Annotated in this window: 15 protein-coding genes and 1 pseudogene; 13 read left to right on the plus strand and 3 right to left on the minus strand. The window is 38.1% G+C overall.

What is annotated here, in order from left to right:
* Positions 1-206: 206 nt before the first annotated feature.
* Together PSH54_RS15040 and PSH54_RS15045 are read left to right on the plus strand one after the other, a co-directional pair.
* Positions 207-1,148, plus strand: a complete 942-nt coding sequence (locus tag PSH54_RS15040) for a replication initiation protein (protein ID WP_273606476.1) — start codon at positions 207-209, stop codon at positions 1,146-1,148.
* A gap of 65 nt (positions 1,149-1,213) precedes the next feature.
* Entirely contained in the window at positions 1,214-1,435 is a 222-nt protein-coding gene (locus PSH54_RS15045; protein ID WP_273606477.1) for a hypothetical protein, read from the plus strand.
* Positions 1,436-1,474: 39 nt separating this feature from the next.
* Here PSH54_RS15045 and PSH54_RS15050 read toward each other — a convergent pair whose 3' ends face one another.
* Positions 1,475-2,353, minus strand: a complete 879-nt coding sequence (locus PSH54_RS15050) for a hypothetical protein (protein WP_273606478.1) — start codon at positions 2,351-2,353, stop codon at positions 1,475-1,477.
* Positions 2,354-3,160: 807 nt separating this feature from the next.
* Here PSH54_RS15050 and PSH54_RS15055 point away from each other — a divergent pair.
* The 6 genes and pseudogenes from PSH54_RS15055 to fbaA all read left to right on the plus strand — a co-directional run bounded on the left by PSH54_RS15055 (position 3,161) and on the right by fbaA (position 12,430).
* Positions 3,161-3,370 (plus strand): hypothetical protein, encoded by a 210-nt coding sequence (locus PSH54_RS15055; RefSeq protein ID WP_273606479.1) that lies wholly within the window; start codon positions 3,161-3,163, stop codon positions 3,368-3,370.
* Positions 3,371-3,809: 439 nt separating this feature from the next.
* Positions 3,810-5,030 (plus strand): annotated as a pseudogene (locus tag PSH54_RS15060) (type I restriction enzyme endonuclease domain-containing protein); the annotation flags it as partial.
* Positions 5,031-5,807: 777 nt separating this feature from the next.
* Positions 5,808-8,000, plus strand: coding sequence for a bifunctional rhamnulose-1-phosphate aldolase/short-chain dehydrogenase (locus PSH54_RS15065; protein ID WP_273606480.1), 2,193 nt, complete (start codon positions 5,808-5,810; stop codon positions 7,998-8,000).
* 81 nt (positions 8,001-8,081) lie between these two features.
* A complete protein-coding gene (gene rhaI, locus PSH54_RS15070) occupies positions 8,082-9,374 on the plus strand; it encodes an L-rhamnose catabolism isomerase (protein ID WP_273606481.1) in 1,293 nt (430 codons plus the stop codon).
* A gap of 143 nt (positions 9,375-9,517) precedes the next feature.
* Positions 9,518-11,236, plus strand: a complete 1,719-nt coding sequence (locus PSH54_RS15075) for a nucleoside transporter (protein WP_273606482.1) — start codon at positions 9,518-9,520, stop codon at positions 11,234-11,236.
* A 117-nt stretch (positions 11,237-11,353) separates the two neighbouring features.
* Positions 11,354-12,430 (plus strand): class II fructose-bisphosphate aldolase, encoded by a 1,077-nt coding sequence (gene fbaA, locus PSH54_RS15080; protein WP_273606483.1) that lies wholly within the window; start codon positions 11,354-11,356, stop codon positions 12,428-12,430.
* 88 nt (positions 12,431-12,518) lie between these two features.
* Here fbaA and PSH54_RS15085 read toward each other — a convergent pair whose 3' ends face one another.
* Together PSH54_RS15085 and PSH54_RS15090 are read right to left on the minus strand one after the other, a co-directional pair.
* Positions 12,519-13,886, minus strand: coding sequence for a TrkH family potassium uptake protein (locus tag PSH54_RS15085; RefSeq protein ID WP_273606484.1), 1,368 nt, complete (start codon positions 13,884-13,886; stop codon positions 12,519-12,521).
* Positions 13,883-14,542, minus strand: coding sequence for a potassium channel family protein (locus tag PSH54_RS15090; protein WP_273606485.1), 660 nt, complete (start codon positions 14,540-14,542; stop codon positions 13,883-13,885). Before PSH54_RS15090 ends, PSH54_RS15085 begins: the two co-directional genes overlap by 4 nt.
* A gap of 211 nt (positions 14,543-14,753) precedes the next feature.
* Between PSH54_RS15090 and PSH54_RS15095 the strand changes: the two genes are divergently transcribed.
* The 5 genes from PSH54_RS15095 (at position 14,754) to PSH54_RS15115 (ending at position 20,719) form a co-directional block, all read left to right on the plus strand.
* On the plus strand, positions 14,754-16,025 hold the full coding sequence (locus tag PSH54_RS15095) for a DUF4118 domain-containing protein (protein ID WP_273606486.1): 1,272 nt from the start codon (positions 14,754-14,756) through the stop codon (positions 16,023-16,025).
* A gap of 2 nt (positions 16,026-16,027) precedes the next feature.
* Positions 16,028-16,696 carry a winged helix-turn-helix domain-containing protein gene (locus PSH54_RS15100; RefSeq protein ID WP_273606487.1) on the plus strand — a complete coding sequence of 223 codons (669 nt, stop codon included), beginning with the start codon at positions 16,028-16,030 and terminating at the stop codon, positions 16,694-16,696.
* A gap of 165 nt (positions 16,697-16,861) precedes the next feature.
* Complete coding sequence (lldD, locus tag PSH54_RS15105) at positions 16,862-17,998, plus strand: FMN-dependent L-lactate dehydrogenase LldD (RefSeq protein ID WP_273606488.1); 1,137 nt, start codon at positions 16,862-16,864, stop codon at positions 17,996-17,998.
* 539 nt (positions 17,999-18,537) lie between these two features.
* Entirely contained in the window at positions 18,538-19,746 is a 1,209-nt protein-coding gene (locus PSH54_RS15110) for a right-handed parallel beta-helix repeat-containing protein (protein WP_273606489.1), read from the plus strand.
* Between the two features lie 97 nt (positions 19,747-19,843).
* A complete protein-coding gene (locus tag PSH54_RS15115; protein ID WP_273606490.1) occupies positions 19,844-20,719 on the plus strand; it encodes a hypothetical protein in 876 nt (291 codons plus the stop codon).
* The last annotated feature ends 120 nt before the right edge of the window (positions 20,720-20,839 follow it).

Raw genomic sequence — 20,839 nt, forward strand, 5'->3', positions numbered from 1 at the left:
AACTTATTGAATGTTAACTATAAAAGTACATTTTATGTGGGCATTATAGGCGCTGTGGGGGGGCGTTTTAGACCGTTACAGTGGGCAACTTAGATATTAGAGGTGGGCATTTCTAAATAGTGAATATTTATAACTTCCCGCCTTTTTTTGTTTAACCACAAATACTTTATCATTCTAACATCGAAAACACATTACAGTTGTCTATTATGACTTATTCAGCAGTTGTACAGAGTAATCTCCTTGTAGAGTCTAGCTATAAGCTAAAAATTAACGAACTAAGGTTAGTTTTATTTTGCCTAACAAAAGTCTATTCAAAGGAGGCACACGCAGGAGCTATTATTGTGTACCCGGAAGAGTTTTCTTCACACTTCGATTTACAAGAATTAAATGTTCATAATTATTTAAAAAGTGCAATAAATACCTTAAAAAACAAACAAGTGCTAATCAAAGGTAAGAGCGGTAGTAAGTCGATTAATTGGCTAGTCGAAGGAGAGTATATTAATTCGCGTAATACTAGTGCTCATATACGATTAGAGTTTTCTCCTGAGATGACAGAGCTTATCTCTGGATTGGATGGTAATTTTACCAAACTCAAATTTGAAAATATAAAAGGGTTGAACACTTTATATTCATTCCGCTTGTACCAACTGTTAAAACAAAAAGAAAAGTTTTTAAATCATAAGCGTGATGGGCGTGTGGTCGTAGAGCTGAAACTTGAGTGGATGAAAGGTATTGCCGATTTGCAAAACTCCTATCAAGATTGGCGAGAGTTTAAACGTAGGGTCATAGTTCCTGCTTTAAAAAAAATTAATTACAACACAGATATAGATGTTGTTTTTAAACCCAAAAAGATTGGTAAATGTGTAGTAGCTGTCGAGTTTTCATATACATGTAAAAAGAGAGATGAAGCATTCAAATTACCATGTAGACCACGAATAAAAAAACGCCCTCGAGTAGCAAAAGGTTCTCATGGCGAGGGGGTTTGGGCTCGAAATAATCTTTCTATGCTTGGGGAGTACGAACTAGTAATGCAAAACGCCCAGGGAAATTTCAAATTACCAAAAAAAGATATTGAGAGGTGCTTTCAATACGCTAAAATCATAGGAGATTCTGATGCTAAAAAATATTACTCATCACAGTTAACCTAAATTAATATTAAATTTTCTTTTAGCGTACCTAGTTACTTGTACAAGACAAACTATAGGAAACTTGTATGAGAAATAAAATAAATACACTAGGTAACATTGCAAATGAGCTCGCAGCATTAACTCGATTATATGCGCATTTTTTTGTTGTATTAGCGTGGCTACACTTCAAGGAAATGGTTTATACACCATTAATTGAATCATTAGAGATTAAGGGGTATACGCTACTTGTTATAGCTCTCTATGTTGTTAGTTTAGTTTTAGGATATCCTAAAGTTAAAAGCAACTAAAATCTAAAGCACCCCAGGGTGCTTTTTTATTTTCACTGGCTATTTATAAAACATTTCATTAATTTCTTCACATAATTTAGTACGGAAAATAATAGACGAGCGAAGTAATTCAGCATCACTTTCACTGAGAAGTGGTGCTCGCGTTTTTTTATCAAAACGCTGTGGCATCTCCTCAAATAACTGTTCGTGGAGTCGTTTAATGTCATCAAAAATTTTGACCGACTGAGAGAATAAAAAAATCTTACTGTAATCGCGTTTTTTTAACGAGGCCAAATATTTTAGCAAAATGACCTGCCGTGCCGTTTTATTTTTAAAAGAGTGCTCCACCTCAATAGCGGCTATTGAGCCATCAGGAAGTTGCACAGCGCCATCCACAGTTCTTGCAGCGGATAGGCTGTTAATTCGTTGAAATTCAGGCTCGGTAATGAATCCACTCCACATTGGCGCATATGTTTCATCACTGTGATAATTGTGTATACCGCGCAGCATAACAAATGCGTTAATTAGATTATGCATTATATTATTTTGATTGAATTGCAAAGCGGGGTTTCTATTCGCTCTAAAATGTATGTCGATGCCCATTAATTCCTCTGCGAATTTGGCAGCAGTGTAGGTAGGCACATAAACGCGACCGTCTGGGCTTCGGTGTGTTTTTACCACCCGCAATAGTCCATCTTTTTCTAGCCGGTTTAAATGCTCTAATGCTAGGCGATGATTAATGCCATATAGCCAACTCACAATGCTTGGTGTAACAATAGAAAACCGAATTGCAATAAGCACCGAGACCTTGGTTCTGTTAACCCCTTTTTGGTGGTTATTTGCGCCTGGATAATACCGCATATCAATATCAAAATAGCGAGGGTAGTGAGTATGAAATGGGTTGTTCTTTTCTAAATTTTTTGATGGTTGCTGAGTCAATTCAAAAATCCTTTTGATGAGTTAATTGTTAAAACTAACTAGCATCGCAACATAATAATTATCATCATTTTATAATTATATTGCCGTTTTTCATTCCGAGATGCTTTAACTGCATGCACGGAATCATTGTCGCGATAATTATCGCAACAAAAACCGCCTTCAGCGGATGGCCTCGTCGCTTCGCTACTCAACCATAGGGCCTAAAACGCACGCCAGCTCTGGTGTTGCTCCGCAACGAGCTGGCTCAACGCGCTATCGCGCTAGCGTTGTAGACCCAGCGCGAATGTACCGTGCTCCGCCCTGTACCAACCGCCATACTGCCGCTGCAGACAATGCGATGGGTGCCCCATTATCCGCATTTTTCTTCGCTTTTATTTTCTACGAAAATAGATGGTTCGATATCAATTTGTGCCAAATTTTAATCGAATTTCGCTGATGCGAAACACTATCGCGGTTGGTACAGACCAGCCTGTACATTCGCGCAACTCCATGTGTCCTAAGCTTCGCTTATGCCACATTACGCGCTTGTTGGCCTCATTCTAAGGCGTTTTTTTTGCAGTTTTTCGTGCCGAAAAATGCGTTTTAAGAGCGTCTTTCAGACAAAAAACGTCTTCAAATTAAACTTATTAATAAACTTTTTAGATAAAGAGGAAAGGGTTTTTACTTAAAAAATTAAGTGAAAATAGAAGAAGAGGGCATGCCTTGTTCAAACCGTTTGTTGCTGAGCTGCGCAGTCAAACAAGTTTGTTTTTTATCATGAAATCATTAAATTTGAAAGCAGAAATTAATGATTAATAAGGTTAAAAAATGAAAAATAATGACGCTAATGATATTGCTATTAATCCCTCAACAGGATTACCTATCACAAATGCGAGCGCTAATATCGTAGATGTTGGCGGCAATGTGGTGGGCCAATCTAATCGAGTAATGACCGTTTATGAAATTGAAGAATCGATAGCGGACTCTATAGGAGATGATTGTTTTGATGCATTTGAACCGTTCGATGATGGTTTTTAATGCCCAAAATTTTGAAAGCTATTAGTCGATATCGAATAGAAATCATCTATTCGACCATTGTTTTTGGTGGCTCAGCGGTACTTTCTTTCCTGTACCAATCAACTCAAAATTTTGCCTGGTTTATTACGCTGACCTTATTCTGTACCAAGATGGCTATTGGCATAATCAACTATGAGCAATATCGCCAAAGTAATAAGCATAGTATGAAAGCTATGCTGCTATATTTGTTATTTAAATTTGTATAACCCTCGTTTATTTGTCCTAAACGCAAAGCGCCCTGATTTTTTAGGGTGCTTTTTTGTGCTGTCATTTTTTAACGTTAAACCTATATCACGGTATCTTAAAATCTGTTGCAGTAAATGCAGTGCTTGTGGTGTTTAGCAAATTTAAGAAAAACCTTGCTGAGAGACCCGAATTTATATAATCAATAGGAGAGTGCATAGTGGTAGACATGTGGCTAACCGGTTTTGATGTGCCATTTTTAGATACCATGTACATAGATAAGCCACTGCAAAAGCACAGCTTAATACAAACTATTTCGCGGGTTAACCGCCAGTTTGAAGGCAAAGATAAAGGCCTAGTGGTTGACTACATTGGTATTAAATCTGAAATGAATAAAGCGTTAGCGCAGTATTCAAAAACAGACGAAACTAATTTTGAAGACATTACCGCCTCGGTTATTGAGGTAAAAAACCATTTAGCGTTACTTGCCCAGTTATTTCATAAATTTGACAGCAGCCCTTACTTTACCGGCGAAGCCGTTGCCCAACTAAACTGCTTAAACCACGCCGCTGAGTTTGCACTTATTACCGAAAAACGCCAAAAGCGGTTTATGGATTTAGTTAAGCGTTTAAAAGCCGCATACGATGTATGTTGTGGTAGTGAAAAAATAAACGAAAGTGAGCGTAACCACATTCACTTTTACCTTGCCATTCGCTCTATTATTTACAAGCTAACCAAAGGCGAAGCGCCCGATACCGCTCAAATGAACGCTAAGGTACGTGAAATGATAAGCGAAGCCCTGCAAAGTGACGGCGTAGAAGAAGTATTTAAACTCGGCAATGAAGACGGCGGCGAAATTGATATTTTTAATGATGATTACATCGCCAAAATAGAAAAAATAAAACTCCCCAATACCAAAATAAAAATACTGCAACAAATGCTAGCCAAAGCCATAGGTGAGCTTAAAAAAGTAAACCAAACCCAAGGTATCGACTTTACTAAACGCTTTGAATCGCTTGTACAGCGCTACAACGAGCGAAAAGAAGATGACGTACTGGTAAGTAGCGTATTAGATGACTTTTCAGAAAGCATGGTTGATATGATTTACAGCGTACGCGACGAAATGAACGCAGGCGACGAGCTGGGCATTGATATTGAAGAAAAAGGCTTTTACGACGCCCTAAAAATGTTAGCGGTTAAGTACGACTTTGACTACCCCGAAGATAAGCTCATTGAGCTGGCCCAAGCGGTAAAAGTTATCGTAGACGACAAAGTTAAATTTGTTGATTGGAATAACCGCGACGATATTAAATCATCGCTCAAAGTCGAGCTGATTTTAATACTCGCTAAATTTAAATACCCACCCATCAGCCGCGATGAAGTGTATAAAGAAATATTTGAGCAAGCGCAAAATGTAAAGGCGAATAAAGAGGCTTGAATTTATATCAAAATCAAAATCAAAGTTATCAATAGCTTACTTTTCAGTGTCCCACATTAAAATCTGGCTTAATTTTTGACTTGCTTTAGCCGGTTGGTTAAGAGCCTATTAGCCTAATGAAATGATTAAACTTTTGCATGCTGGTTAAGTAAAACAGCTCAGCCTTGATCATGATTTAGGAAATGATAATAAGGCTATGACGTTTTACTCTAGATTGAGCGGGCAGTGTTTATTGATGGCTTTTACCACCAACAATAGCCGTTTACTCAGCGAATAGCTCGGCACGAACTAAAATTGAAGGCGCAATTACACAAATTAATTTACTGGCTTGGCATTAACACTTGGTGACGCCAAAAGTGAGCCAAGTTTTATCGTAGTCTTTATTAAGCCAAAGTCGTCTGATATTTTTTAAATTCCTACTTTTGTAAGAAATCAATCCATACCACCGAATAAAAGCTCTTTATAGGTTTTGTTAGTAAAGACAAAACTGTATAGCTACCAATAAATGCTACTCTAATATTTGTAAAGGGCGACTCTTTTTAAGTAGTAAACTTAAAATTATTAATATTTTTAGCCGCTTACAATAATAAATCTCACTTTATTCCACCATAAAAACAAAGATTACTCTAAAAAAAAAGGAAGAGCCTGACTCTTATTGATAATTTGGTGACTGAAAATGATTTAAAATGCTTGACTGTGTTTGTTGGGGCTGTAGTATTACGTGCAATGTATTTAAAAGTTATTAAAAACTAATTAACAGCTGGAGTTAAACAGAAGATGCCAAGCAAAAGTAATGAATATAAACATGTAAATTATAGCTGGGACGATGCTGTAGTAGAAAATTTATCCCCAGTAGAAAGCCTTATCTATCGCTCGAATATTCTTGGTGCTGACCAAAGAATTACCAATACTGGCGGTGGTAATACTTCTGCGAAAGCAATGGAAGTTGATCCTCTTACTGGTGAAAGTGTTGAAGTATTGTGGGTTAAAGGTTCTGGTGGTGACTTAAGAACATCAAAACCTGAGAATTTTTCCTCGTTGTACATGAGTAAATTAATTGCTCTTCAAGACATTTACCATAGTGCTGATGAGGTAGGTGTTAAAACACAGATTGAAGATGACATGGTTGATATGTATCGCCATGCAACATTTAACTTAAATCCTCGTGCGACCTCAATCGATACTCCTTTACACGCATTTATTCCATATAAGCATGTCGATCACATGCACCCGAACTCAGTAATTGCAGTGGCTGCAAGTAAAAACAGTAAAGAATTAACACAGAAAATCTTTGGTGATGAGCTAGTTTGGACTGAATGGCAGCGCCCTGGGTTTGACCTTGGTTTGAAGCTACAGACTATTTGTAAAGACTACCCTGATGCGAAAGGTGCTATCTTAGCTGGACATGGTGTTATTAACTGGGCTAATGATAACAAAGAGTGTTACGACCTAAGCCTAGATATCATCGAAAAAGCGGCTCGCTATATTGAAGAACATGATAAAGGTGAAATGACTTTTGGTGGTCAAAAGTACGCTAAGTTAGATAATGCTAAACGTGAAGAAGTCCTAGGTGCAGTATTACCTTATTTACGTGGCTTAGTCTCTGGCGAGAAAAAGATGATTGGTACAGTCCAGTCTGATGATACTGTATTACGCTTTGTAAATAGTGCTGATGCACCGAGGTTGGCTGATTTAGGTACGTCTTGCCCTGATCACTTTTTACGAACTAAGATTAAACCTCTTTATGTAGATTGGAACCCTGAAACAGATAGTATTGAGCAATTGAAAACATTATTGTCTGCAGGTGTTGAACAGTACAAGTCAGATTACAGTGATTATTACGAACAATGTAAGCGTCACAACTCACCAGCTCAAAGAGCCTCGTCTCCATCAGTATGTTTAATACCGGGTGTTGGTATGGTTGCATGGGGTAAAAATAAATCAGAATCAAGAGTAACAGCTGAATTTTATAACTGTGCCATTGAAGTTATGCGTGGTGCTGAAGCAATTGATGAATACGCAGCTTTACCTCAGCAAGAAGCATTTGATATCGAGTACTGGTTGCTTGAAGAAGCTAAGCTTCAACGCATGCCAAAAGAAGCGCCATTAGCGCGTGATGTAGTGGTTGTGATTGGTGCTGGCGATGGAATTGGTAAAGAAACAGCATTTAGAGTGGCAAAAGAAGGTGCTCATGTTGTATGTGCGGACTTGCGTGTTGAGGCTGCACAAGAGACCGCAGATGAATTGACTGCTATTTATGGCCAAGGTATTGGTGTAGCCGGTACGGGTATTTCAAGCTGTGGTCCAGCTATTGCTCAGGGTGTTGATATTACTGACCGCGAAAGCGTTAAGAAAATGTTCAAAGAGGTTACGTTGGCTTATGGCGGCATCGATAAAGTAATTGTAACAGCAGGCGTGTTCTTAGCGCCTGGCCAGCCGGGCATGACGAATGACCAACAATTTGATGTTAGCTTTGCTGTTAATGTTAAAGGTGGTTATATCGTAGGTACTGAGGCTAATGAAATTTGGAAAGCACAAGGTTTTAAAGGCGCTCTTGTTCTTACTACAAGTGTAAATGCTGCGGTATCGAAGAAAGGCTCATTAGCCTATGACACATCAAAAGCGGCGGCTAATCACCTTGTTCGTGAGCTAGCAGTTGAATTATCTCCACTCGTTAACGTAAATGGTTTAGCGCCTGCAACGGTTGTTAAGGGTAGCACCATGTTCCCACGTGACCGTGTAATAGCATCTTTAACTAAATATAATGTTGAATTTACAGAGCAAGATTCTGATGATGAACTTCGGGATAAGCTCGCTAATTTCTATGCTCAAAGAACGCTCACTAAACAACCTATCACGCCAGAAGATCAAGCAGAAGCTGCTTACTTAATGGTTTCAGGTCAGTTGAGTAAAACAACTGGTCAGATTATTAGTGTTGATGGTGGTCTTCACGAAGCTTTCTTACGCTAGGGCTGCACTTTTTAGAGCGCTTTGTAAAAGCGCTCATTTATAGACTGATAAAATACACAATATAAGTATTAGGAATAAATTATGACACAACGTATTGATAAATCTCTGATAGCTGATGAAAATGCTCAGTTATTAAGCGACTTAAATGAAGACTACCAAGCATTAGGCAATAAACTTGCGCGTATTGATATCAATATCGAAGACATTACAGAGAAAGCTCAGGCTTTTCAAATTGCAGTTCCATCTTGGGGTACTGGTACGGGCGGAACACGTTTTGCTCGTTTTCCAGGTGAAGGCGAGCCACGTAATATCTGGGAAAAATTAGAAGACAGCGCGGTTATTAATGATTTATCTCAGTGTACAGAGCGTGTTTCACCTCACTTCCCCTGGGACAAAGTGGATGATTTTACAGAGTTAAAACAATTTTCAGATGAGTTAAATCTAAGCTGGGATTCTATCAACTCAAATACATTCCAAGATCAGCCAGGCCAAGAGCATAGCTTTAAGTACGGCTCTTTAAGTAATACCAGCGCTGAATCACGCGATCTTGCCATTGCACACAACCTTGATTGTATTGAATGGGGTAAAGTTCTCGGCTCTAAAACATTAACGGTTTGGGTTGGTGATGGTTCTAATCACCCAGGCCAACAACACTTCCAAAGTGCTTTTGAGCGTTATTTAGAGAGCATGAAAACAATATATGCAGGTCTTCCAAGCGATTGGGAACTACATATCGAGCATAAAATGTTCGAACCTGCATTTTACTCTACCATCATTCAAGATTGGGGCAGTAATATCCTTGCAGCTATGGAGCTTGGCCCTCAAGCTAAGTCATTAGTTGATTTAGGACACCATGCACCAAACGTGAATATTGAAATGATTGTATCTCGCTTAATTCAATTTAAAAAATTGGGTGGTTTCCATTTCAATGACAGTAAATATGGTGATGATGATCTTGATAGCGGTAGCTTACACCCTTATCAGCAGTTCTTAATTTTTAATGAGCTAGTTGATGCGCAATACCGAAATCAGGAAGGCTTTAACCCTAACTACATGTTAGACCAATCACATAACGTGACAGATCCGATTGAAAGCTTAATGAACTCTGCTGCAAGTGTTCAGCGCTCTTTTGTATCAGCTTTGTTAGTTGACCGCGAAAAGTTATCGCAATACCAGCAAGATAATGATGCATTGATGGCAAGTAACACACTTAAAAATGCATTTAATACTGATGTTAGCCCTATCTTAGCGATGGCTCGCTTACGTAAAGGTGGTGCAATCGACCCAATAGCAACTTATCGTAAAGCTAATTATCGTTCTGCGGTTGCATCTAAACGCCCATCAAGCGGCGGAAACGGTTCAGGTATTGTATAAAACGATACTTTTAATCGTAAAAATAAACATGCAGAGGTATTGAACCGCCTTTGCATGTTTTTTAGCTTGAAAACACACACAAAAATAAAGAACGTCGATTAATTTGTCATAAAAAAAACAAAAATTGGCGCAGTGGAGGCAACATGTCGACAGCAGAAGAATTTGAAACGCAACCCGTTTCTCCCAATAAATTACAATCAGCAAATACGTTTGCTGGCAGCTATGCAGGAGAGCATGTTGCAGGAACAGAATTTGTAATAGGTGCGTTATTTGTATCATGGGGGGTAGGGGCCAGCGATATACTATTAGGTTTGCTACTAGGTAATCTATTAGCCGTTTTAACTTGGGGCTTGGTAACGGCGCCAATAGCTACAGATACGCGATTAACTCTTTATGCCTACCTTGAAAAAATAGCAGGGCCGGGCACTATAAAACTCTACAGTGTAATAAATGGCATATTATTTTGTGTGCTTGCTGGCGCAATGATAACAGTATCAGCATCAGCTGTTCGTGTTCTTTTTGATATCCCCCCTCAAGTAGATTGGTACCCAACAGATTTAAGATTTGTGCTTGTAGCACTTGGTGTAGGCGCTGTGGTTGTTTTTATGGCCGTGAAAGGGTTTGAAAAATTAGCTGCGTTTGCTGAAATCTGTGCTCCTTGGATGATTCTAATGTTTATTGTAGGTGCCTTAGTACTATTGCCAACAATTGTATCAGCTACCAATGGTATTAATTCAATTAGTAGCTTTACCGACTTTTTAAATATTGCTAGTCAATCAATTTGGGTTGATACAGATAGTGGGATAGGCTTTTGGCATGTAGCTGCTTTTGCTTGGGTTGCTAACTTAGCAATGCACGGTGGAATGGGAGATATGACGCTATTACGTTTTGCCCGTTATTCTCGCTATGGCTATTTCTCGGCATTAGGTATGTTTATCGGTCACTATTTAGCGTGGATTTGTGCTGGTATTATGGGCGCAGGCGCAGCTATTTTACTTAATACAACTATTGTGGCACTAGATCCAGGTTCAGTTGCCTTTCAAGCGCTAGGTACCTGCGGGATTATTGCTGTTATTATTGCCGGTTGGACAACATCAAATCCAACAATATACCGTGCCGGTTTAGCATTTAGTTCATTAAATAAAAAATGGGGCCGTACCAAGGTAACGGTGGTTGTTGGTATTGTTACTACAATCATTGCGTGTTTTCCGTTTGTATTTTCTCAATTGTTAGGCTTTGTTGGGATCATGGGTTTAATGATGGCTCCTGTAGGTGCGGTTATTGTAGCTGAGCACTGGCTTTTCCCACGTATTGGTTTCACTCGTTATTGGTCAAAATACAAAGGTAATACTACAAATTACGCTGCCATTATCACGTGGTTAAGCTCTCTAGCGGTGAGTTACTTACTTGAAACATCTGGCACCTTGCACCTTTTCTTCATATTAATTCCAATTTGGATTTTTGCGACTTTGTTGTATTGCGGATTAGCTTATGCAATGGGAGCAAAGAACACATATTCTGAGCAAGCCCTTGCAGAAAGTGCAGAGGTTGAACGTAAGTCAATTGAAGCTGATTATCTGAAAAAGTTAGAAAGTAAAAAGGAAACACTGCAAAAAGAATCTTTATCAGTGATGACTCGCGGTGCTTTTATTGTGTCGTACTTGGCTCTATTCGTATGTGCGTGCCTAGGTATATTTTCTTTTATTAATCAAGATATTGAGCTTGTGAGAATATGGTTAATTGTGCCGACACTGATTTACTTTGTGACTGCTACATTTGCCTATTTACAAAAAAGTAAGGTGGCTCATGATGAGCCTTCAGCAGATACTTTAGAGCAAGAGCTGGCTGCTTCAAAATATTAAACTAGCCACTTTTTGGCATGAAAATCTAATAAGCTACTCAGATAAAATTGATAATATTCTGTGTAGCTTTTTTAATACTTAAAATTAATTGTTTATAGTTATCTAATAGGAGTTTTAATGACTGATTTACGTGACCTAGTACCACCTGGCGTTGTTAATGCAAGCCAGATGAAGGTGTTATTCGATTATGCGAGAGAGAATAACTTTGCTTACCCTGCGGTCAATGTTGTTAGCACTAACTCAATTAATGCCGCACTTGAATCAGCAAAAGAATGCAATTCTCCTATTATTATTCAGCTTTCATACAGTGGTTCTGCCTTCTTCGTCGGTAAAGGAGTTGGACTATCTGGACATGAACCATCTATTGCTGGAGCAATCGCTGCCGCGCATTATGTACATGGTGTCGCTAAGTTTTATGGGATTCCTGTCATTTTACACACGGATCATGCTGCTAAAAAGCTACTTCCGTGGATTGATGGTTTATTAGACGAAGGCGAGTCGTATTATAATGCCACAGGAAAGCCATTATTTAGCTCGCATATGCTCGATTTATCAGAAGAGAGCCTAGAAGAGAACACCGCAACGTGTAAAGAATACTTAGCACGAATGATTAAGCTCGATATGGGTATTGAAATAGAGCTTGGTTGCACTGGTGGTGAAGAAGATGGCGTTGATAACTCTGGCATTGATAGCTCGCTACTATATACACAGCCTGAAGATGTTGCCTATGCTTATGAACATCTAATTGAAGTGAGTGATGCCTTCACGATTGCTGCGTCGTTTGGTAATGTGCACGGGGTATATAAGCCAGGAAATGTTAAGCTAACACCTCTTATTCTTAAAAACTCCCAGGCATATGTTCAAGATAAGTATGAACTTGCACATAATAGCTTAAACTTTGTTTTTCATGGTGGCTCTGGGTCTTCAGCAGCAGAAATCAAAGAAGCCATCGGTTACGGCGTCATAAAAATGAATATAGATACCGATACTCAATGGGCTTGCTGGCAAGGTGTACATAAGTACTATGAAAACAACAGTGACTTTTTGCAAACTCAGATTGGCTCGCCGAATGATCCTGATTCACCAAATAAAAAATATTATGACCCTCGAGTATGGCTGCGCCAGATAGAGCTATCTATGGCCAAAAGGCTTTGCCTAACTTTTAAAGAACTCAATTGTATCAGTAGATACTGATCACAAAAAAGAGCTTGAGTATCATCGGTGATATTCAAGCTACCTTCAAATTCTAGGCAATAATCGCCTCATATTAGTAAATATAGTATCAACCTATCTGGACAGTCGTTTTTGCAAATTTAAGATGTTGTAGTTTAGGTTTAGTAAAGCAGTATGCAAAAGTAAGAGGCCCCACTCTTCCTATCAACATAAGTAAAATAATAACCAGTTGGCTTGGTGTACTTAAACTACTTGTGAAGTCGCGAGATAAACCTACTGTACTAAGCGCTGAAATTGTTTCAAAAGTGATGTCTAAAAGCGAAGCTTGCTCTATTTTACTGATCACCATGATGCTTAAAAAAGCGGTGAACAAGTATAGTACTAACACGCTAAGTGCTTTTATAACAAGCTTATCACTCAGTTGCCTGTTGAATACTGTGACTTGTGGTTTTTGGCGTAAGTAACTATACATGGCCAGTAATAAAATAATAAATGTGCCTATTTTTATACCACTTGCTGTACTTACTGAGCCACCACCTATGATCATTAACAGCAACATAAGTAAAGTAGAATCAGCGGTTAGCTCGCTAATAGTCAAGGTATTAAACCCTGCTGTACGTGGTGTCACAGCCTGAAACCATGCTGCTAATATCTGCTCATCAAAAGTTAAAGAGGCAAGCGTAGCAGGGTTTGAATATTCAAATAAAAAAATAAGTAAAAATGCACAGCTATTTATAATTGCCGTTGCTATGAGTACCAGCCGTGTGTTGGTGGATAATTTAGACCAACGACGCTGCTGATAAATATCGATTAAAACAGTAAAGCCTATCCCTCCTATAATAAATAAACCGCTAATTATAAAGTTTGTTGCTGCATCTCCTTTATAAGCCATTAAACTATCACTATTAAGTGCAAACCCCGCATTATTAAATGCAGAAATAGTATAAAAAAGGCTTTGGTACGCAGCCTCCGTTACACTATATTTATCTGTCCAATTGATGAACAGCAATAAAAATGCAATAGCTTCAATGATTAGCGAATATAATACAACACACTTTGCTATGTGTATTACGCCATTTAAATCGCTGGTATCAAATGCCTGGCTTGCAAGTAAGCGCTGTTTTAATCCTAAGTTTTTTCCTATTGTTAAGAAAGAAATAACAGCAAGAGTCATAAAACCAATTCCGCCAATTTGAATAAGTACCATAACAACACTTTGGCCAAAGGTAGTCAGCACTGTTCCTGTATCAACCACTACTAAGCCTGTTACTGTAACCGCTGAAGAGGCAGTAAAAAAAGCCTGCATAAAACTAAGTGACTGAACACTTGCAATGGGTAACAACAATAGGCTAGTGCCTAAAGCAATCAGTACAATAAACCCACATGTTAAGATTAAAGGAGGGTTAATTGGTTTTTTAAAGCGATTTAAACGGTGATTAAATTGTTTGGGGAGTACATTAGCTTGCCAGTTAATCATAGCGCTTTGAACCGTTTAGTGAGCTTTGTTAGATAATGCTTAGATCCTAATAGTACAAGACTGTCGCCATGACGTAATTCGGTATCTAAATTAAGTTCGGTATTAAAACTGTCATCCCGGCGCAATGTGAGGGGTTTTATATCTGTATTACGTTCTTTTAAAAGCCAGCCGATTGTGCGGCCAGATAAATGTAAATCGATGGCAAGCTCAACAATAAAAGTAGATTGTGTGAGCGCAAAGTATTGATTAACCATCGGATAGTTAAGTGCATTTGCTACTCTCAGACCCATTTCCTCTTCTGGGTGAATTATACGAGATACACCAAGTCGGCTTAAAATTTGATGGTGGCTTTTAGAGCACGCTTTTACCCATATTTGTTTAACCCCCAGGTTCTTTAAATGCAGGACACATAAAATACTTGCCTCAATATTTTCGCCAATTGCTACCAATACAGCCTGAGAACTTGTTAAGTCTAGCCGAGCAAGCTGTCTCTCATCACTGGCGTCTAAAATAACGGTATAATTTAATTGATTAGCATACATATTAATAGTGTTTTCGCTTATATCGGCAGCACATACATGATGCCCCTGATTTTCAAGTTCAAGCGAAGCTGTAACACCAAAACTACCTAGCCCTATAACTGTAAATTGTGCCATGCTGACTCCTTAAAAAAGTGCTTCACGACAAAGACTAAGACTTTTAAAAAAATAAACACGCTAACAGACGTAAACTTTACAAAGATTTAATACAAGGTTTAAAAATCTTTATAAAAACTTTATACAGAGCCTTTTAAAAAGAAGTAACCTATAAACATAAAGGTTTTGAGAGTGCACAATGAATATTGATACGTGTTTTAAGGGTTTTTTAGTGACTACAGTCACACCTATTTTGATTGTAGTAGCTATTTTCCCTATACGAGATTGGTTAACCACCACCGATATTGTTATGTTGCAATTACTTTGGGTTGCATGGGTAGCAGTGCGTAAAAATGCGGCTTTGGCGGCGATAACGACGTTGGTGAGTGTAGCATGTACTGACTGGTTTTTTGTTATGCCTTATTTTACGTTTCATATAGAAAAAATTGAGTACTTAGTCACCTTTATTGTCATGCTGATTGTAGGGTTAATGATTAGTCAATTAGCTGGGGAGCTAAGTAAAAATGTTAGAGATACTCAATTACATGCTAATAACACCCGGTGTTTATACGAGTTAGCAAAAACGCTTAATGGCTTAGATGATATAGCACAGCAACGTAAGGTATTTACAATAGCAATAGAGGGGCATTTAGGTATTTTACTAAAGTGGGATAGTAAAGAAGAGAATGCTAAAAATAGTGAAGAGTATTTTACTGTTAAACATAATACCAAGTGGGGAGGATTTTATACTGATACGAGTCTAACAGCAGAAAAGCGAGCATTCATAGACACCGCACTGTCATTATTACTTCAGGTTCACGAAAATTCAATACTAAGAAGTGAATCCGCTGCTATGCAAGTAAAAGCCGAGTTGGAGGGAGCTAAAAACGCGTTGCTTCGTAGCTTATCGCATGATTTAAGAACACCTCTGGCGACTATTATGGGTGCATCGAGTATGTTAGCCGATGAAAATATCGAATTAAAGCAGGACATCATTACTGAGCAAGCGAAAAATATTTATGAACAAAGCGAAATCCTAAATCAGCACTTTAATAAAGTAATGGAGTTAAGCCGAGTAAATAAAATCGGTGAACAGTTAGTATGGCAATCGATTAATGTTCACACCTTAGTTACAGAGGCTAAGGGTCGTAGGCAACAGCAATTGAGCAACTTTAATTTAGAGCTAGCGTTTGATAAGGCTACGGAATGTTTAGGTGATATAACGCTGCTTGAAATAGCGCTCGCAAATATATTCGAAAACGCTGCGCGTTATGGAAATGGTGTAGCCACAGTGCAATTTACTACAAAGGAAACCGATAATGTAATGCATTATCAAATATCAGTTAGTAACCAAATAGTGAATAAACGCGCTACTGCAGATGAAGGTGTTGGGCTCGGCAGCGTAATTTGTGATGTAGTTGCAAAGTTTCATCAAGGTGAGTTTATGTTAAGAGTGGATGATCAAACGAAAATAGCTACAGCAACCCTCAGTTGGGGGAGGTAAGCATGGCTAATGTTTTGATTCTTGAAGATTCACCACCCCTACAGAGTTTTTTAAAAACACTTTTAAAAGCCAGTGGGTATAACGTATTTATCCGAGCCAAAGGGCTCGATGGGTTTGCTTTAATGAGTGAGCAAAACTTTGATTTAGTTCTGCTAGATTTAGGACTACTCGATATGGATGGCCAAGCTTGGTTAATTGAGGCACGTCAATGGTGTCAAATCCCAATATTAGTTCTTTCTGCTCGTGATGGTGAAGTTGAAAAAGTAACCGCTCTGGATAATGGGGCTAATGACTATATTACAAAGCCTTTTAGTGCGAATGAGTTGTTAGCTAGAATGCGAGTACTATTAAGGGCTAATACGCAACCTAGTATGGTATTGCAATGCGGACAAATAACTATTGATCCTCATAAGCATATAGTGATGCGTAACAACGACGAAGTAAAACTGACTAACAAAGAATATAAAATTTTACTTTTGTTGTTTCAAAACAAGGATAAAGTTTTAACACATAACGCTATTTTAAGTGATGTTTGGGGTGAGCAATATATTGAACGCCCTGAATATGTTCGTGTCCACATAGCACAGCTTAGGCAAAAGCTAGAGGTTAACCCTGCTAACCCAGTACATATTCTAACTGAACCTGCAGTAGGGTATAGATTAGTAGAGTAAAATTTTTAAATATAAAGCGTATGAAATAACACCGTGGTTGAATAAAAGTTAAGTTATTAGCCGCATTTAAGAAACAGTCTTTTTTATTATTGCTAATATACAGTCAATATTAAGTGGCGTATATTTATCCAATACACAATAACTATATGTTCTATTGGAAGTAAAATGATTATTTCAGCCTCTACAGATTACCGCAAAGCTGCTAAAGCTAAACTCCCTCCTTTTCTATTTCATTATATTGATGGAGGCTCATACAAAGAACATACACTAAATAGAAATGTACAAGATTTATCTGATGTAGCCTTAAGGCAGCGTGTTTTAAAAGATATGTCTGACTTAGATTTAAGTGCGGAGCTATTTGGGGAGAAGTTAGACCTACCTTTAATTTTGGCGCCTGTAGGCTTAACAGGCATGTATGCACGGCGTGGGGAAGTACAAGCTGCTAAGGCTGCTGAAAATAAAGGGATCCCTTTTACAATGTCTACCGTGTCAGTGTGTCCAATAGAAGAAGTTACTCCTAACATTGACCGCGCAATGTGGTTTCAGTTGTATGTTTTGAAAGACCGAGGCTTTATGAAAAATGCGCTACAAAGAGCAAAGGCTTCTGGCGTAAAAACCCTTGTATTTACAGTAGATATGCCTGTCCCAGGTGCGCGATACCGAGATATGCACTCTGGCATGAGTGGCCCATTCGCAGCATCGAAACGAATATTACAAGCTATGACACATCCTCGCTGGGCTATGGATGTGGGTTTAATGGGTAAACCTCACGATCTTGGAAATATTTCTGCATATCGTAACGAAAAAACGTCTTTAGTCGATTATATAGGCTGGCTTGGTAACAACTTTGACCCATCGATTAGCTGGAAAGATCTTGAGTGGATAAGAGATTTTTGGGATGGTCCAATGATCATTAAGGGTATTTTAGATGAAGAAGACGCGAGAGATGCCGTCCGATTCGGTGCTGATGGTATTGTAGTCTCTAATCATGGTGGTAGGCAATTAGATGGAGTTATGTCGTCAGTAAGAGCATTACCTAAGATTGCTGATGCGGTCAAAGGAGACATTAAAATTCTCGTAGACTCAGGTATCAGAAATGGACTCGATGTAGTCAGAATGTTGGCCCTAGGGGCTGACTCCGCCATGCTAGGTCGCTCTTATATATACGCCTTGGCAACGAATGGTCAAAAAGGCGTTGAGCATTTGCTAGACCTTTATGAAAAAGAGATGAAAGTAGCCATGACATTGACAGGCGCAAAATCAATAAATGATTTGGGTCCGCAATCTTTGGTTTCATATTAATAGTTGTTCTGAACTTTAAGAAAACCTATTTATTAGGGTTTTTATTAGTCATATGGAAAACTAAACGCGTTCATTACACCATATTTTTTATTAAATATGGTTCACGCTATTCTAGCGACTTCTTTTGCGCTGAATAATCCAATGAATGCGTTCAAACATAGAACTCTCTAATCAAATAAGAATACTATTTAGTAGACCAAGCATGAATAAGACATATTATTTTTTGTAATTGAAGCTCAGAAAATTAATAAATTTTCACCTTATTTGAAAGGTCTAAAAATGAACACACTATTCATTGTATTAAAGCTTATTGCAATGTGTTTTTCATGACGTTCCTATTAGGAATGGCTCATAAATCACTGCTAATACATTTATATACCTATATTTTTCACTAAAAAGCCACCATTTATATTGCATCCATTTCGGGAACAATTTTCCTTGTTAAATATTTCCTAACTTGCTAATGTTCATTATTGCTCCAATTTAATCATAATGCTTAATTTGAGATCAAATTCAATCAAGTTATACAAGGTATAAAAATGAAAAAAACAAAACTCTTTGGACTTTTTAGTATTGCTCTAGCGCTGTCAGCTACATCGGGTTTAGCTCAAGCTGTGCAAAATAGTTGCAGTAAAAAGCCATTTAATCCCGCCAGCGGAAATTATTCACAACTTGTTGAGGCGCTGCAAAGAGCCACTAATACCGGTGTTCCTGTTACAATCACTGGTGATTTTACTATATCTAAACCTATTACGATCGTTGTCAGAAAAGATTTAACGGTAAATGCATCAGGAGCTACCTTCACTTCGGCTACAGGGCTTGATGGTGACATGTTTAGTATTGATGCAGTGAAAAGTGCTTCTGATCAATGCCGTTATTCTAATAAGCGAAATGCAAATGTAAGTTGGAAAGGAGGGTATTTTGAATTTTCAAAATCTGATAACTCAGCCGTTGTACCAATTCAAAGCCTTGTACCACCTTCTAGACAAGGAGTTCAGAAAACAGGTGATGCATTATCTATAAGAGGAGCATGGACAAATGGGCCGCAGCGAATAGATAACGCACTTGTTGATGGTGTGCTCATGCGCGGAACGTTAGGCTCTGATAAGGTTTTTTCGGATGCTGGGGGTGACAGTGGTGTATTTATTAGTTCTGTAAAACGTGGTGAAGTTAGAAACAGTGAGTTTTATGGTATTCGCGATGCGGGTATTTATGTTTCTGCTAATGGTCAAAATGCGAATATGCGAAGTGAGTACCACTTAATAAATAATGTTATTAAGCGTGCATTTGACGGTATATCATCTAAACGTGGCGCTGATGGCATTGTGATGCGCGGTAACGAGATTGTAGACACTGCAGTTGGGCTTAGCATCAAGCAAAACTTACCTGGGCGTGTAGCGTCAAATATCACAATTGAAAATAACGAAATCAATCGCTCTGTAAGAGCGATATTATTAGAAAATACGCGTAACTCAAAAGTAAACAACAACGCCATTGTAAATTTAGGTGGTAAGGTTGCTGGTTCAGAGAGTGCATTAGGCGGAGGCGGTAAATATAGAGGTGTAACTTTTGAGAACCTCGATGGTACTTTAAACCAAATGAAGAATAATAATTTCAGTGCTGATGGTTCAACTTCGCAAAGACGTAATAAAACAGTGATTGCATTGTCCAAGCATGGTAACGCACCTATTAGTATCACAGGGAATACTTATAATAGTTATATTGATATTCGTTCTGTAAACGAATAATGGTTTCCTATTGGTGTTAATAATAACATTACGTAAAGTTACACTTTTAATCGGTGTAACTTTATTTGTATTACTCTGCGTGCAGCAAGTACTACAATTGAATCATGAAGCATCAAATGCTTTCGATCGCCTTAATTCCGATGTCTCAAAGGACAACCTTGCAAAAAAGACGTTATTTTTTGAAAAAGCAGACATTAATTCGTCCTCTCTTTTATCTAAACTAGAACCTAGAAGTAACCTAGTTGTTAAAGATATACACAGCTGGGTAGAAATGTTAAGTGAACCTCGGCCAGATGATGATATTATTTCATCGTCGGAGGCCACAATGATTGAAGTGGCACAATTAGCAGTATCTCACCCTAATATCTATTATCAGTTACTTAATACATTAGTTGATTTGCCGCATGGTGAGCATCGTATTTATTTGCAAAGAATTTTAGCGCTAGGTACTACAGAACAGATTAAAGCAGTAATTGATGAATTGCTATACCACCATATTGACGAAAATCGCATTTTTGCGATTCAATTATTATTTTCATTAGATGATAAAGCTGCGCAAGCGCAACTATTAAATACAGTATTTAATTTATATTTAAGTGAAATTGAACAGATCCAACTATTAAGATTTTTAGCCGATGCTGATCACGCTAAATTAGCAAACTTACACCAAGCCTCAATTGAAGCTCTATACCAGTATTCGCAAAACCCCAATATAAGGAATACAGCATTAGAGGTTCTGCTGAACAATACCAGTTACGCTGATTTATCGGCGTATGAATTATTAGTCAAGTCTGACTGTGAAAGTGAAAGCCATATTCTAAGTATTATCAGGAGCTTAGCTATATCGGAACCATCTAAACTAGGTGATATAGAGACATTATTAAATCACTTATATTATATGGAAGATGATATGACACAGAGTATTGAAAATAAGGCAATAATTACCGATATTCTCACCTTACTGAATACTTAATAAATTCAATAGCACAATATCAAGGCTTTCGATTGTACTATTAAATATAATTATCATTTGGTTTTTATAGGTAGACTTATTTGAACATATTACTATGAGCAAGTGAGCCCTTCCATTGAT

The organism is Pseudoalteromonas sp. Angola-30, from assembly GCF_028599215.1.
Taxonomy (GTDB): Bacteria; Pseudomonadota; Gammaproteobacteria; order Enterobacterales; family Alteromonadaceae; genus Pseudoalteromonas; species Pseudoalteromonas atlantica.

What these genes read in the sequence shown, in the direction of transcription:
- PSH54_RS15040 (WP_273606476.1), top strand. Translation starts at nt 207, where the DNA reads ATGACTTATTCAGCAGTTGTACAGAGTAATCTCCTTGTAGAGTCTAGC.
- PSH54_RS15045 (WP_273606477.1), top strand. Translation starts at nt 1,214, where the DNA reads ATGAGAAATAAAATAAATACACTAGGTAACATTGCAAATGAGCTCGCA.
- PSH54_RS15055 (WP_273606479.1), top strand. Translation starts at nt 3,161, where the DNA reads ATGAAAAATAATGACGCTAATGATATTGCTATTAATCCCTCAACAGGA.
- PSH54_RS15065 (WP_273606480.1), top strand. Translation starts at nt 5,808, where the DNA reads ATGCCAAGCAAAAGTAATGAATATAAACATGTAAATTATAGCTGGGAC.
- rhaI (WP_273606481.1), top strand. Translation starts at nt 8,082, where the DNA reads ATGACACAACGTATTGATAAATCTCTGATAGCTGATGAAAATGCTCAG.
- PSH54_RS15075 (WP_273606482.1), top strand. Translation starts at nt 9,518, where the DNA reads ATGTCGACAGCAGAAGAATTTGAAACGCAACCCGTTTCTCCCAATAAA.
- fbaA (WP_273606483.1), top strand. Translation starts at nt 11,354, where the DNA reads ATGACTGATTTACGTGACCTAGTACCACCTGGCGTTGTTAATGCAAGC.
- PSH54_RS15085 (WP_273606484.1), bottom strand. Translation starts at nt 13,886, where the DNA reads ATGATTAACTGGCAAGCTAATGTACTCCCCAAACAATTTAATCACCGT.
- PSH54_RS15090 (WP_273606485.1), bottom strand. Translation starts at nt 14,542, where the DNA reads ATGGCACAATTTACAGTTATAGGGCTAGGTAGTTTTGGTGTTACAGCT.
- PSH54_RS15100 (WP_273606487.1), top strand. Translation starts at nt 16,028, where the DNA reads ATGGCTAATGTTTTGATTCTTGAAGATTCACCACCCCTACAGAGTTTT.
- lldD (WP_273606488.1), top strand. Translation starts at nt 16,862, where the DNA reads ATGATTATTTCAGCCTCTACAGATTACCGCAAAGCTGCTAAAGCTAAA.
- PSH54_RS15110 (WP_273606489.1), top strand. Translation starts at nt 18,538, where the DNA reads ATGAAAAAAACAAAACTCTTTGGACTTTTTAGTATTGCTCTAGCGCTG.